Origin of the sequence: Flammeovirga kamogawensis (assembly GCF_018736065.1) — a bacterium.
Taxonomy (GTDB): domain Bacteria; phylum Bacteroidota; class Bacteroidia; order Cytophagales; family Flammeovirgaceae; genus Flammeovirga; species Flammeovirga kamogawensis.
In genome coordinates this window covers 332,945-347,627 of record NZ_CP076129.1, presented here as the reverse complement: position 1 = coordinate 347,627, position 14,683 = coordinate 332,945, and the positions used below count along the sequence as shown (strand labels likewise).

The window sequence follows — 14,683 nt, the reverse complement described above, 5'->3', positions numbered from 1 at the left end:
CTATATTTGTAAAGTGGGTGTGTTTAACAACATGCTCACTTTTTTATTACTCATATTATATCAATCTTTGTTCAATTAGGGGGCATTAAAAAACTATCAAATGATTCTTCTAGAAAGGAATTACAAATGGCTACAACCTGTATTAAGCATATCAATTTCATTAATATTATTAGTTTTTACCTATTGGTCAATTAATAGTGATTTTGATATGACAAAAATGTTCAGTTATATGAGCACCTATCTTTATCTACTATGGTTTAATGGTTTTGTATATTTAAGTACAAAATTCACCTTGTTTTTTGACAAGTTTTTACCTTTTGAAAAGCACTCCAGTTTACGGTTAACAGTAGAGTTGGTTTCATTGTTTTTAATGGCCTTTATCTTCTTTTATATAGTGATGGTTATTTTAAATATTAATGGAGCAATTGATGAACCTCACGTAATGAACAAAAACAATACAATAATAGGCATTTTCCATAGTTTGGTTTTGTTGCTTTACAGTTCGCTCACTATTACGGATAACTTCTTAAGAAAATGGAGAACAGACTCTCTAAAAATTGAAGTCTTAAAACAAGATAAATTAAGAGCTGAAAATAGAGCACTTCAAGCACAATTAAATCCTCACTTTCTATTTAATAGTTTAAATGTAATTATTTCTGAAATTGATCATGACCCTAAATTAGCGAAACAATTTGCTTTAGATTTATCTCACACTTATAGATATGTACTACAAAGTAAAGATGTAGAATCAGTTACTTTTGAGACAGAGTGGGAGGCCATGCAAGCATATATCCATTTACATCAAGTTAGATTAGGAGAAGGGTTAAAAGTTTTAACATCAATCGATGAGCTTTCAAATCAAAAGAAAATACCACCTTTAAGCATTCAACTTTTATTAGAAAATTGTTTTAAGCACAATCAAGCTACACTTAGAAAACCTTTAATGATCACAATTTTTTCCGATGGAAATCAATTCAGTATTGAAAATAACAAACAACCAAAAAATAAATCAGCAGATACTTATAATATTGGTATCCAATATTTAAAAGAGAGTTTTAAGCAACTGGATCAGCAAACTTCTATCTATGTAGAAGAAAATGAAACTACTTTTAAAATCACTATTCCATTAATAGAAGCATAGTAAAATGAAAGTTCTTATAATTGAAGACGAAATACCTGCACAACGCTACCTCAAGAATATTATTAAAGAAATAAAGCCAAAATGGGAATTCCTTTTTCCTTTACAATCTGTAGAAGAAGGAATAGAATTCTTTAAAGAAGAGGAGGTTATGCCTGACTTGATATTTATGGATATCCAACTTACAGATGGAATAAGTTTTGAAATTTTAGAAAAAGTCACAATCAAAATACCTATCATATTTGTAACTGCATATGATGAGTACGCTTTAAGGGCTTTTCAAGTAAACAGTATAGATTATTTATTAAAACCAACTTCTATTGATGCTGTAAAAGTTGCCATTGAAAGGTTTGAAGAACAACTTAATGTGCCTTTAAAAAGTGAGGTTATTAATGAGGTTGTTCAATCAGTTAAAAATAAAGAAAAAGTTTATAGAAAACGTCTATGGGCAATTAAATCAAATAGTTTAGATGTAGCACTTGTGAATGATATTGCTTGCTTTTATTCAGAAAATAAGCAAACACATTTATTGTCATTACAGAAGGATAAAGCCAAGGTAGATATTACAATGGATAAACTTGAAGATGAATTATCGCCAAAGCAATTTTTTAGAATAAACAGACAATATATTGTTAATGTAGATGCAGTGCAGGGGATAGAACCTTTCTACAATAGTAAATGGGTATTGCGTTTAAAGGTTGATCCCTCTATTGAAATCGTTATTCCTAAAGAGAAAGTAACAAAATTTAAAAACTGGGTAGTGGATTAATGCAACCAAAAGCAAACAATTATTTTATTTATCTAAAATATTCTTTATTCAGTTCAAAAAATGAGTAAAATATTGGTGTATTTAAATTGAGAAGTTAATTTTGCATGTTTTTAAAATTATAGTTAACAAAATACTAAAAGAAGACAATGAGTTTTCAACTATCTTTTCCTAGTAATGCTTTATTTGTAGGGCATAAAAATCCAGATACAGATTGTACTTGTACTGCTATTGCAGCAGCAAATTTATGGGGAGGTACTCCAATTATTCAAGGAGAATTAAATCCAGAAACAGAATTTGTGTTAGCACAATTTAAAGTTGAAAAACCTGCATTCGAAGATGATTTTGCAGGAAAAGACGTAGTAATTGTTGACCATAACCAAACTACTCAATCTGCTGCATCTGTGGTAGAGGCAAACATTCTTTCTATTATAGATCATCACGCAGTTCAGGATAACTTCTTTTTCCAAAAAGGACCAATCCATATTGATATGCGTACTGTAGCATCTTGCTGTACTATTATTGCAGATTACTACAAAGAAATGAATGTTGAGATTTCTGAGCAAATGGCAGGGGTAATGTTAGGTGGTATTCTTTCTGATACTTTAGGCTTAACAGTGCCACATACAACGGATATTGATAGAGAAATTGCTGCTCAATTAGCAGAAATTGCTGGTATTGATAGCGTTGAAGGTTTTGCCAACGAAATGTTAGCAGCTAAGTCAGACTTGTCTAAATATACTGCAGCAGAAATCTTAAATTTAGATTACAAAGATTTTATTTTCGGAGATATCAAAATTGGTTTTGGTGTTTGTGAAAGCTTATTAATTGATAAAGTTATTGCTAAACAAGAAGAAATTAATGCAGCAATGATAGAAAATAAGAAAGGTGGTTACGACGCTATCTTCTTTGCATATGTAGATTTAGTAACTAAAAACTCTGTAGTTGTTGGTGCTGATGATGCAGACTTTGCTGTTTTAGAAAAAGCATTTGGCCTTACTAAAGGTGATTTAGGTATAACACTTGAAGGAAAAATTTCTCGTAAGAATGATTTTATCCCTCCGGTATCTGCACATTATACTGCTTAATTTAAATAATTATAATTGATACTTGCAACTACTTTAAATCCTTTTGGAATTGAAGTAACTGTAAATACCAACTGAATATAAAGGAAAGGTTATCTTGTTAATTGCGAGATAACCTTTTTTGTAGTTAATTATTTAGTAATGGTATCATTTAGTGATTAAAACGATTATTAACTACCAATGAATTTACTTTTTACTATCTTCGCTAAAATTCAAAAAAAATAAAGAATGCATCCTAATAATCTTCATATTGAGGGTTATGATTTTGATAAATTGACAAAATCATACCCTAAACTAAAAGACTTTGTAATAGATGGAAAAGCAGGGCGACCTACGATTTCATTTTCTAATCCTGAGGCAGTAAAATGCTTAAATGCAGCTTTACTTAAAGCCTATTACAAAGTGAATTATTGGGATATTCCAGAAGGATATTTATGCCCTCCAATTCCTGGTAGAGCAGATTATCTTTTAGCAATAGAAGATATTTTAGATACAACAACAGACCTAAAAGCAAGCATGATTAAAGGGCTTGATTTAGGAACAGGAGCTAACCTAATTTACCCTTTAATTGGTAAAGGAATGTTAGATTGGAGGTTTGTAGGTACTGAAGTAGACGATAAAGCAATTGAAAATGCTGTTAATCTGATTAAGAAAAATAAAATTAATCCGAAAGATATTTCTGTTCGTAAACAAGAAAACTCTAAACATATTTTAGAGGGAATCTTACGAAAAGAAGATCGTTTTGCATTCTGTATTTGTAATCCACCTTTCCATAAAAGTGCAAAAGAAGCTTTAGCAAGTTCTCAGCGTAAAGTGAGAAACTTAACAGGAAAACGTCAGAAGAAACCGAAATTAAACTTTGGTGGACAAAGCAATGAATTATGGTGTGAAGGTGGTGAATTGGCTTTTATTCATCAATTAATTGAAGAGAGTAAAAACTTTGGTGATCAAGTAATTTGGTTTACAACTTTGGTTTCAAAATCTTCAAATATGGGTGCTGTCCAAAAGTTTTTAAGAGGAGTAAAACCTGCAGAGTCTCATATTATTGACATGGGACAAGGGCAAAAGAAAAGTCGATTTGTAGCATGGACTTTCAATAAAGATTTAAAGAAATAAACTATAAAAAAGACAAAGTGTAAAAGCTTTGTCTTTTTACTGACTACATTTTACTAATGCAAACCTCGCTTCAGGGATATACTTTTATTGATCTTTTTGCAGGGATAGGCGGTTTTCACCTTGCTTTATCCTCTTTAGGTGCTACATGTAAGTTTGCAGCAGAATGGGACGAGAAATGTCAGATTACCTATGAAACCAATTTTGGTATAAAACCGGCTGGGGATCTTACAAAGATTGATGTAGCGGCTATTCCTTTACATGATATATTGTGTGCAGGTTTTCCGTGTCAGGCATTTTCTATTTCTGGTAGACAAAAAGGTTTTGAAGATACTAGAGGTACATTATTTTTTGATGTTGCTCGAATTATTGAAGCAAAGAAACCCAAGATAGTTTTTTTAGAAAATGTAAGAAATTTAATACGACATGATAAAGGGAATACGCTTAAAGTAATAACAAAAACACTAGATAATTTAGGTTACGATGTAAGCTATAAATTATTAAATGCTAGAAACTTTGGGTTAGCTCAAAACCGAGAACGTATTTACATAGTAGCCATTAAAAAAGAGCTTGATTTAAATTTTGAATTTCCCAACGAATTAAATCAAAAAGTAGCTTTAGAAGATTTTCTTTTGAATAGCCCAAAGGATGGTAAAATTATAGAACGTGATGATATACGCTTCTATAAGGAACTCAAAGATTTTGATCATTTAATTAGAGAACAATACCCTAATAAACCAATCCAAATTGGGAGAGTGAATAAGGGTGGGCAAGGAGAGCGTATTTATCATCCAAAAGGTCATGCAATAACATTATCTGCTTATGGTGGTGGAGTAGGTTCAAGAACAGGTTTGTATTTGATAAATGGCAAAGTCCGTAAATTGTCGCCACGAGAATGTGCTCGCTTACAGGGATTTCCTGATAATTTTATCATTACATCAAAAATGACAAATGCTTATCAACAATTTGGTAATTCAGTAGCTGTTAATGTTATTCGAGAAGTGGCGAAATCAATAGCCAAAACTATATATTAACTAATATAATTTTGTAATATATTTCGATATTTATAGCAATAAGGTAGAAAATATTTTGCTACAACTTATATTCTATAATGAATAGAATTGTGTTACCAAACATAGGTCCTTTAAGAGGTTTTTTGGCTCTTTTTGTTGTCATATTTCATATTCCAGAATTATCAAAATCTGTAGATTTACCCTATTTTTCTGACTTACCTATTTTTCATAAAGGAGAAGAAGCTGTTTGGGTATTTTTCACTTTAAGTGGTTTTCTTATCATCAAACAATTATACTTAGAACAAAAAAAAGGAAAGGTAGAAATTAAGAAGTTCTATGCACGAAGAATATTAAGAATTTATCCTGTATATTATGTTGTTCTAATTTTTGGTTTTACCTTCTATCATTTCTTATTACCATTATTTGGTATCGATTACCATTTAAATTATTCTTTATGGGAGGGGATTGTATGGTGTGTTGGGTTTTTACCCAATGTATTTAATGTTTTATATGCTCCTGGTGCTATATTATTAGTTTTATGGTCAATAGGTATAGAAGAACAATTTTATTTAATTATTGCTCCTTTAGCACGTATTTCCACTCCAAAAACATTTATAATAGGTTTAATACTTTTTACTATCGTAAGTTTTATACTCTTCTTTTTACCCAGTTTTAGCTTTCTGAGAACTTATTATTTCATCTATTTTTACATGTCATTTGGTGGGTTAATAGCAGTTTTAAACGTTGAAAACAAAATTCCATTCTTAGTTTTTAAAAATGGAATTATTAGAATACTTCTATATACAGTATTCTTTCTTTATTTTTTGACTGATGTTTTTAACTTCTCCTCAAATATAATATTACATCTTTTTAGCTTTCCTTTATTTGGGTTATTTATCCTCAATATTTCTAGTGAAAAAAGATTTATAGTGAATAACAAAGTATTGATTTATTTAGGAACGATATCTTATGGAATATATATGTACCATATGATCGCCTTAAATTTTGTGCTTTTTATTGTAATGAAAACTACAATCATCAACTCTATAAATAAGGATTGGCTAATACTTTTGATTAATAGTACTACTATTTTATTGACAATCGGAATTGCACATTTATCATTTTATTACTTTGAAAAACCAATAATAAACTTAAAGAAGTACTTTAAATAGAGTGACTTATAATTACACTCTAATTGGTTGTGTCAATAATAATATTATCATTATTTCTATGGCCAGTATCATCATTAAACCAATCAGAATCACTACTTCCTCCAGAAGATGCGAAATTAGAAAACTGATGATAAGAGTTAGTAATGTCTACACCATCTAAAGAAGGGTGGAATAAATGTGGAATATGAATAGCCCAAGGGTGCCCATCTGAAGTTTTAAATGTACCTACATCTTCACCACTATTTCTGTGATTTGTATCGAATTTTGCTGTAGGGCTTTTTCCTGCTAAATGAACTTCTAATGTTCTATCTTTATTTATAAAAATAAAAGGGTTAAACGGAATATCACTCAAATCTGCTTGCGGAATTGGGTGTGCTGATAAATCAATTGTAATATTTATTGGTGCACTTTTTAATAAGGTACCTGAGTTTATTGACATACCATAACTATTATCAAATACAATATATACAGGAGCGCCTGTACTGTGGCCAGTTTCTAAGCCTTTACTATCTACATTAATTAAACCTGTTGTAAGAAATGAACCTGTTACAGAAGTAATAGAATCAGAATGTATAGGGAGTTGTACCCCAAAACCAGAGGTTAATTCTGTACCTTGAACGTATTTAAAAATATATTCAGCTTCAATACTAACAATTTTATTGTCTGCATTAGCAATTAAATTCATTCTGTAATTAATAATGATATCATTGAAATCATAATCGCCTACAGAAGGGTATAAATCCTCAAATGCTAAACTAGAATAACCTAATTCTGAAGGAGAGTAGTTATTGTATGCTTTATTGGCATCGTTCGGATATTTATCTAAATCATCTATTACACCATCGTTATCAGAATCAACAGTACTCAGTTCAGAATCTAAACAATAGTAATTTCCTAAATCATGTACTCTAAATGATAAATCTTTCACTTCTTGATACGCTCCATTACCAGGGTCCATTTTAATTATCTTAGAATAGGTAGTTTCATTTGTTGTAATGTATATGTTGTCAAACCGATCTACTGCAATTCCAGTAGTTGTATATGGAAAATTATCAGCACTAATTCTTGTAGCTGTACAAGTTGTAGTATCAGCATTAAAGGTATATAAATACAAACCACTAGAACTAACGTTATATAATTTACCAGTAGAAGTAAACACTAAATCACCACCAGCATTTTCAGAAGTATTAAAACCTGAAACAGTCATAGTTCTATAGATAGAATAATCGGATGGATTTACTATTCTTAATTTATTAGTTGCACCAGCAAATAATCTCCCAGACTCGTTATGATAAGCCATTTTTACATAATTCCATCCAACACTACTATTTGAACCTATCAAAGATGATATTCCAGTTCCAATGGTATATTTGTATAATTTATTAGAGTTGTTATAATAGATAATCCCACCATTTTTGTCTACTCCACATGCAAAAGTTGAATGAGAAAGGTTACTTCCTAATTGTGTTGAAGAAAAGGTGTCATTTACATCAATAATATATATTTCACCATTTGTATTTACTCCATAAAATTGATCAGAGCAACCATTACTAACTCTCGCGTTACTACTTTCTGAAATCCCTAAATTTTTGGAAAAAGCATCGAAACTAACGTATACATTATCAGAAGTAGATTGTATCTTTTCTTCAAAAATATATCCTTTATAGTACTTTTCAATTGTAAATGTATTGATGTAATTAGGAATAGACTTAATGAGAGTTAGTTGTCCATCATTATTAGATAATCCAGAGCCAATAACAACTTTATCCCCACCAAACTCATGTGCATAAATTTTATATGTAACTGGTTGATATAAATTTGTTGATGAGATGATAAATGACAACTCTTTTGTAGTAGCATAATTAAAGTCTGTAGGAACCTTAGTATTTGCTAAAGAGTTATTATTTTCGTTACCTGATTGATTATTAAGTAATGTATCATCTTTTATTGACGTGCAATTTGATAAGAAAAATACAGTAATAATTAGTAATATATTTTTCATTATTCATTCATGATTAAATTTGAGTAAACTTTGTGATTATCGATATCAATGAACCAATCTTTGTCATTATTTCCTTCAGAACTAACAAATTCATCAAAAACACTGTACGCATTTGTTATGTCAATTCCTTCTTGGGGAGGGGTAAATTGATAGGGAATATGTATTGCCCATGGATGACCATTTTGGGTTTTAAAATCGCCAACATCGTCACCTAAACTAAGTAACTGTTTATTAAATTTCTGTGTTGGTTTTTTTCCGGGTAAGTGTACCTCATGCCCTCTATCTTTATTGATAAAAATAAATGAATTATACGGAATATCTCTGTTTAAGTCTGAAAATGCAATTGGGTGATCGCTAATATTTATATTGATATATATTGTATCGCTTTCCATTAAATCACCATTTTCGTTACCCATTCCATAACTGTTGTCGAACACAATAATTACAGGTTTATCAAGGTCATTATCACTCTCTAGGCCCTTATTATTTAATTGTATTTTTCCAGTAGTTAAAAACGATCCAGAAGCACTTTTAATAGAATCAGAATGGAAGGGTAGTTCAATACCAAAACCGGATGTTTTTTCTGTTCCCTTTAAATATTTGAATACAATTTTAGCTTCAATAAAAGTAACCAAATTAGAAGCATTAGTAATTAAATTAAATTGATAATTAACAATAAGGTCGTTAAAGTCATAATCTCCTTTTAAAGGATATAAATCTTCAAAAGCGATTGATGAAAAATGTTTAGAAGAAGGGAAGTAGTTATTGAATGCTTTTTTGGGATTTTGTTTAAATTCATCTATTGTATCATCAATTCCATCTTTGTCTGCATCAGATATAATAGTATTTTGATTTACTTTTCTATCAGAACTTCTTGATTCGGTAAATGTTACGTATGCGTAATTACTAGTGAAATGTATCTCTTTTGTAGATATTTCACCATTCAATTCTCTTTCTATATATAATTTACTTATGTATTTAGGATAGTTAAAGTAATAATCTAGTAAACCGTCATCATCAGAAACTCCTTTACCAATAAAGAATTTCTCTTCATTATCATCAGTGATATACACTGAAAATATTGATGGTGCAGAACTATCTTCTGATTTGATCTTTAATTTGATTTGATCAGTAGTCTCAAAATTAAAGCCTTTTGGTACTTTAATATCCTCTACAGAGTTATTGATAGGATCTAAGTTTTCGTTTAAGGTATTCTCATCAATAACATATGTACATCTACAAAGCAAAGCTGATAAAACTAATAGGTGTAGTTTTATCAACTTTAAAATGAATTTTTTCATACATTAATTTATTAAGCCTCTTCTTTTTGTATCATTGCTGGGAATGTTCTGTATAAGAGGTTTAAATCTAATCTAAAAGTTCTTTTTTGGGCGTATTCAATATCTAAATCAATACGTTGCTTTTCTGTCATAAATGGCTGTTCTGATTTACTAACTTGCCATAAACCTGTAATGCCAGCTGGGCTATTAAATCTTGCAATGCTGTAATCTTTCGTTAGCATTTCTGCTTCGTATACAGGCAAAGGTCTGTTACCGACTAACGACATATGACCAAGTAAAACATTAAACAGTTGAGGTAATTCGTCTAAACTTGTTTTTCTAATAAACGCCCCCACTTTTGTAACTCGCGGATCGTTTTCTAATTTGAAAAAGGTAGAACTTTCTTTACTTAATTTTAATTCTTTCTCACAAATAGAATAGCCTTTATCTCCATGCTTATAATGTTTATTAAATATTTTCTCTTGATGTTTATTTAAGGCTTCATTGTATTTATTGTCAGCTTTAAGTTCATCCACCAAATGGTCTGCATTTAATTTCATCGATCTAAATTTCAGAAATGGGATAGGACTATACTGTTGTCCAATTCTTTTAGAAATATAAAATATAGGACCTTTTGATTCTAATCGAATAGCTAGACCTATAATTATAAATAACGGTGTGAGCATAACGATTAACAAAAATGAACCAACTATATCGAATACTCTTTTAGATGTTTTGTAAGATTTAGGTATTTTGTTATTTATTTCTGGTTGAGATAATTTTACTTCTTCAGTTTTTGTATTGACATGAAACGGTTGTACAAAGAACTTTTGATATTTTTTTATGGTGTTATTTACTCGTGTTATTAATTCTGAGGGACTAAAAGGTTTAACAATATAATCATCAACTCCAAGTTCTAGTACTTTAACTTTGATACTTGATGTATCTTCTCCTGATAATGTTATTATTGGTATATTTTTAAATTTAATATCATCATTTAAATAATTGATAAAATCTATACCAGATTCATTAATTAAATTTAAATCAGTGATAATTAGGTTAACAGCCTGGATTTTGAGAAAGGCTTTCGCTTCTCTTATTGTTCCAAAAGTGTGTACTATATAATCCTTTGATAAAAGGTTGCTGACGAAGTTCTGCATAAACTGATCATCGTCGAGTAATAGTATGTTAATTTTCATAGTAAGTGATAATTGGGTAAGTATCTTTTCAAAATCAAAACATCTGTTAATTAAGAAAAGTTCATAATATCACAATTACATGATTAATAATATTTATATGCGTTTAAAGTAGCAGCTATAGAAGCCTCTTTTGAATATTTTTTTACCCAATTAGTTCCCTCATTAATCAATTTTTTTAATGCTGTTTTATTATCAATATAATAAATGATTGCATCTGCTAATTCATTTTCATTGTAATTAATAAGGTGGCCTCCGCTACCGACAACTTCTTTAAGTGAACCTCCAGAAGTGCTAATTACAGGTACTCCAGCAGCCATAGCTTCAAGGGGGGTGTACCCAAAACCTTCATATAGAGAGGTGAAAACAAACAGATCAGCACTATTATAAAAAGCATTTAAATCTTCTTCCGGAAGATATCCAACAAATTTTATTGTATTTATTTGAAGGTCATCAACTAGTTTTGGGTAAGATGTTCTTTCTGGATACGCACCAGCAATTTTAACCTCAATGTTAGGATGTTTTTTTTGAACTATTTTAATAGCATTGATTAACAGCGCGACATTCTTTCGTATACCTAATCCGCCAGTGTAGATAATAGTAAACTTTTCATTTTCAATTCGATTAATGAGTGGTTTAAATTTCTCAAAATTTATATAACCATAACTTACATAAACGAGCTCTTCAGGATATTTGGCATATTTGATCGTATCTTTTTTTGCATTTTCAGAAACGACAATAAGAGGAATCTTTCTTTTTTTTAGTCGGTTAATAACCCATTTATAATAGCCTATAAACCAATTAGAAGTTTCTTCTACATGTAAGATAGAAACATCGTGCATAGTAACAACAAGATCATTGGGTAGGTAGGAACCAGAAAGACCAGAAATGAACCAATGTGCATGAATTAAATTAGTTTTAGGGGTCTTTTTTAGCTGTTGATGAATAAAATAGGGTAGAATGTATGAGTGTAAATCTCTAAAGGATCTATAAGGAATTTTTTTTATCCATTTTTCCTCATGATAATATTCATCTTCATGTCCAGCTTTAAATAATTTAAGTAATTCTACATTATAATCAATATCCCTAAGTCCTTTTCCTAATTGATAAGAATAACGTCCAATTCCAGAATCAAAATGTTGGCATGAGACTAATGTTATATTTTTAGTATCCATCATAACTTTAACCTTTTCTCATAATTTGCTCTTTTTATTTCTTTCATTTTAATGTGATCAATAAGTTCATCATTTTCTTTTTTCTTTTTAGCATCGTAATTTCCTTTATGGTAGTCTCTTATAAGTTGTAATGTTCTCATCATCAATGCTAAAAATATCCATATTATAATACTAAAAGGAAGGATTCCATTTACATCTTGTACTTGTTCTACAATTAAAAAAGAGGCAAGAGATGCAAACAACGTTAAGAATGTAACTTTAAGCTCATTATCTTTCAATAACCAGATTTTACTATACTTTAGAGAATACAAAATGAATGATACATATATACTTAGATAGAAAATTAAGCCAAGAGGACCTTCTTCTACTAAAATTCTAATATGTCCAGAATCTGGTGCAAAATTGGCAAGCATAGTCCCAGGAGAAAATTTAGCACCCCAAACTCCAGTACTTCCAATACCTCCACCTAATGGGTGTTTCCAAACCCAAGGGTAGATTGCTTTTCTATTTTCTTCCCGTTCATTATAAGAGGTATCTTTACTTCCTGCAAACGTAGATTGAATTCTTTGAATATGATAATTATTGGAAGGGGTGATGACTAATAAGAAAAATAGAAAACCAATTATACCTCCTACAATATATATTTTAACATTACCCCAAGTAAATACTACTAATGCACCAGCTATAACTAATATTGCAATACCTGATCTAGTTCCCGACCAAATTAATGCAGGAAGACATATACATATACCTATAAATAATACTATTTTCCGACCCCAGTTATAAGATGTAGAAATAACAGCACTTATTACTATTACTAATGCCAATAACATCCCGAAATGTGCTGGTGATGATAATGTTCCAAATACTCTCCACCTACCTGAGATATAAACTAAGTGCTTTGCATCATTGGCATAAACCCACTCCATTTCGAAAGGAAAATAGCCGAAAACATTTTGAATATCACCCCAAAAAGCACTAAAAAAACAAGAACATAATAAGAAAAATAGTAATGATTTTATATCAGAAATAGTACGAAAATAATAATAGGTAATAAAATAAAGAATTGGATACAATACATATGGTCGCATTACATAAAACCAAGCTACTCTAGAACTTGCAAAAGGATTGGCAATCTGAATTACGTTCCAAGCTACCCATAATATTAAAGGAGTTAATAAAGGGATATCAAAAGTACTCTTAAAGTCTTTATCTTCACCACATTTATATAAATGACCTAAAATAGTTAAGAGTATACCAAAGTCGAAAGATAAACCAATAGGGAAAGGAAGATTCAATTTAAAGGGAATACCTATAAAAATACTCAGACTAATAAAAAAGTAAATGCTTAATTTAATTTTTACGAATAAGGAGAGTAAAAATGGTATTGCAACAACAGCAATAGCTATAGCTAATCCAATTCCCCAATTTATTGTAAGACACAAATAACCAACAAAAAAACTAGCACACACTAAAATAAAGACACCTAATGGAGTAGATAGTCTATATTTTACGAGGTCATTTAGTTGATTATTTAGATAATTCATTAACTATTTCTTTCAGTATGTATAAAAATTCCGCTAATTTTTTTGTTGAAAATATTTGATAGACTACGAATATTACTGATGATTATCTTTGGAGCACTAAATATAAAACTCAAGAATACTTTAACTAGTTTTCTTTTAATCAAGAAGAGGACAGTTCCAATACATAGAAATAAAGTACTTAATGTAAATAGATAATATTGAGGAATAAATATTCGTTCAAGTATAAAGAATAGAGGAAGTATTAAGTAGACTACACTCCTTGGAGGTCTAAAAATTGATATTGTATAATCTAGTATTTCTAAACGACCCGTTTTAATGAACCTTGAAATTAATTTTTTACTGTACGCAAATGCAGTCAAATATTGTTCAGCAAACCATCTTGTTCTTTGTTGTTTCAGTACTTTTATATCATCTGTTTTTTCTTCATAAACCAAGGCTTTATCTGTATAAGTACTTTTAATATTTTCCTTACTATTTAAAAGCCACTCTAAAAATAGATTCTTATCCATTCCAGGGTTTTTTAAGTCCAAATTTTCAATACCATTGTAAAATAAATTTTGTTTAATAATAAAGGCACTACCTGTTAATTCAGGCATCCAATTTAAAGCTGCTTTATAATTTCTTAGCGTTACATTATTCAATTCTTCTGAAATAGCATCATAACTTGCTACACCATTTTTAAGAGCTAACGGTAACCTTTTTCCTTGAATATATTCAAAACCATTTGCTCTTATTGTAGCTAATATTGAGAAAAAATTTTCATCAACTATATTGTCTTTATCTAATAAGATAACATGTGTAAAATCTTCTTTATTTTTAATAGAAGAGTTGATATACTTCAACGCCTGAACATATGTATTACCAAGTTTAGGATCGAATGATTTTTCATCATGTTCAAAGGTGTAATTAGCTATAGATTTATCTATTATCTTTTGATCAGCATTTTGAAAAAGGACAAATACTTGATAGTCGTTTTTAGGGCTAAATTTATAAATAGACTCTAGTACTTTAAGAAGAATTGAATTTGGGTTGTAAGCAGGGATTATAATCAACCAATTATCATGTTTATTTGTAAGATGTTGATCGTATTTGGTTTTGTAAAATGATCCGATAACCAAAGTAGACATGAAATAAGTACAATAGAATAATAAGTACCCTCCCAAAATAAAATAAAGAAGTAGAATTAATTTATCCAT

12 protein-coding genes are annotated in these 14,683 nt (G+C 29.8%); 6 read left to right on the top strand and 6 right to left on the bottom strand.

Annotation, left to right across the window (positions count from 1 at the left end):
* The first annotated feature begins 100 nt into the window (after positions 1–100).
* The 6 genes from KM029_RS20380 (at position 101) to KM029_RS20355 (ending at position 6,287) form a co-directional block, all read left to right on the top strand.
* On the top strand, positions 101–1,141 hold the full coding sequence (locus tag KM029_RS20380; protein WP_144076695.1) for a sensor histidine kinase: 1,041 nt from the start codon (positions 101–103) through the stop codon (positions 1,139–1,141).
* Between the two features lie 4 nt (positions 1,142–1,145).
* On the top strand, positions 1,146–1,907 hold the full coding sequence (locus tag KM029_RS20375) for a LytR/AlgR family response regulator transcription factor (RefSeq protein WP_144076694.1): 762 nt from the start codon (positions 1,146–1,148) through the stop codon (positions 1,905–1,907).
* A 146-nt stretch (positions 1,908–2,053) separates the two neighbouring features.
* Positions 2,054–2,992: a manganese-dependent inorganic pyrophosphatase gene (locus KM029_RS20370; protein WP_144076693.1), complete on the top strand. Its 939-nt coding sequence runs from the start codon at positions 2,054–2,056 to the stop codon at positions 2,990–2,992.
* Positions 2,993–3,217: 225 nt separating this feature from the next.
* Positions 3,218–4,105, top strand: coding sequence for a 23S rRNA (adenine(1618)-N(6))-methyltransferase RlmF (gene rlmF / locus KM029_RS20365; protein WP_144076692.1), 888 nt, complete (start codon positions 3,218–3,220; stop codon positions 4,103–4,105).
* Between the two features lie 56 nt (positions 4,106–4,161).
* The gene (locus tag KM029_RS20360) at positions 4,162–5,136 is read left to right on the top strand and encodes a DNA cytosine methyltransferase (RefSeq protein ID WP_144076691.1); all 975 of its coding nucleotides are present in this window, start codon (positions 4,162–4,164) and stop codon (positions 5,134–5,136) included.
* Positions 5,137–5,213: 77 nt separating this feature from the next.
* Positions 5,214–6,287, top strand: a complete 1,074-nt coding sequence (locus tag KM029_RS20355) for an acyltransferase family protein (protein WP_144076690.1) — start codon at positions 5,214–5,216, stop codon at positions 6,285–6,287.
* A gap of 19 nt (positions 6,288–6,306) precedes the next feature.
* Here the strand turns inward: KM029_RS20355 and KM029_RS20350 are convergent, their stop codons facing one another.
* From KM029_RS20350 to KM029_RS20325, 6 genes are all read right to left on the bottom strand, one after another.
* On the bottom strand, positions 6,307–8,289 hold the full coding sequence (locus KM029_RS20350; protein WP_144076689.1) for an LruC domain-containing protein: 1,983 nt from the start codon (positions 8,287–8,289) through the stop codon (positions 6,307–6,309).
* Entirely contained in the window at positions 8,289–9,590 is a 1,302-nt protein-coding gene (locus KM029_RS20345; RefSeq protein ID WP_144076688.1) for an LruC domain-containing protein, read from the bottom strand. The genes KM029_RS20350 and KM029_RS20345 overlap by 1 nt, the downstream gene beginning before the upstream one ends.
* An 11-nt stretch (positions 9,591–9,601) precedes the next feature.
* Positions 9,602–10,768, bottom strand: coding sequence for a sugar transferase (locus KM029_RS27125; RefSeq protein ID WP_144076687.1), 1,167 nt, complete (start codon positions 10,766–10,768; stop codon positions 9,602–9,604).
* 83 nt (positions 10,769–10,851) lie between these two features.
* Complete coding sequence (locus KM029_RS20335) at positions 10,852–11,943, bottom strand: glycosyltransferase family 4 protein (RefSeq protein WP_205125535.1); 1,092 nt, start codon at positions 11,941–11,943, stop codon at positions 10,852–10,854.
* Entirely contained in the window at positions 11,940–13,487 is a 1,548-nt protein-coding gene (locus tag KM029_RS20330) for an O-antigen ligase family protein (protein ID WP_144076686.1), read from the bottom strand. Before KM029_RS20330 ends, KM029_RS20335 begins: the two co-directional genes overlap by 4 nt.
* Positions 13,487–14,683 (bottom strand): glycosyltransferase, encoded by a 1,197-nt coding sequence (locus KM029_RS20325; RefSeq protein ID WP_144076685.1) that lies wholly within the window; start codon positions 14,681–14,683, stop codon positions 13,487–13,489. The genes KM029_RS20330 and KM029_RS20325 overlap by 1 nt, the downstream gene beginning before the upstream one ends.

Coding starts and splice junctions, on each gene's coding strand:
- KM029_RS20380 (WP_144076695.1), top strand. CDS start 101: ATGATTCTTCTAGAAAGGAATTACAAATGGCTACAACCTGTATTAAGC.
- KM029_RS20375 (WP_144076694.1), top strand. CDS start 1,146: ATGAAAGTTCTTATAATTGAAGACGAAATACCTGCACAACGCTACCTC.
- KM029_RS20370 (WP_144076693.1), top strand. CDS start 2,054: ATGAGTTTTCAACTATCTTTTCCTAGTAATGCTTTATTTGTAGGGCAT.
- rlmF (WP_144076692.1), top strand. CDS start 3,218: ATGCATCCTAATAATCTTCATATTGAGGGTTATGATTTTGATAAATTG.
- KM029_RS20360 (WP_144076691.1), top strand. CDS start 4,162: ATGCAAACCTCGCTTCAGGGATATACTTTTATTGATCTTTTTGCAGGG.
- KM029_RS20355 (WP_144076690.1), top strand. CDS start 5,214: ATGAATAGAATTGTGTTACCAAACATAGGTCCTTTAAGAGGTTTTTTG.
- KM029_RS20350 (WP_144076689.1), bottom strand. CDS start 8,289: ATGAAAAATATATTACTAATTATTACTGTATTTTTCTTATCAAATTGC.
- KM029_RS20345 (WP_144076688.1), bottom strand. CDS start 9,590: ATGAAAAAATTCATTTTAAAGTTGATAAAACTACACCTATTAGTTTTA.
- KM029_RS27125 (WP_144076687.1), bottom strand. CDS start 10,768: ATGAAAATTAACATACTATTACTCGACGATGATCAGTTTATGCAGAAC.
- KM029_RS20335 (WP_205125535.1), bottom strand. CDS start 11,943: ATGATGGATACTAAAAATATAACATTAGTCTCATGCCAACATTTTGAT.
- KM029_RS20330 (WP_144076686.1), bottom strand. CDS start 13,487: ATGAATTATCTAAATAATCAACTAAATGACCTCGTAAAATATAGACTA.
- KM029_RS20325 (WP_144076685.1), bottom strand. CDS start 14,683: ATGGATAAATTAATTCTACTTCTTTATTTTATTTTGGGAGGGTACTTA.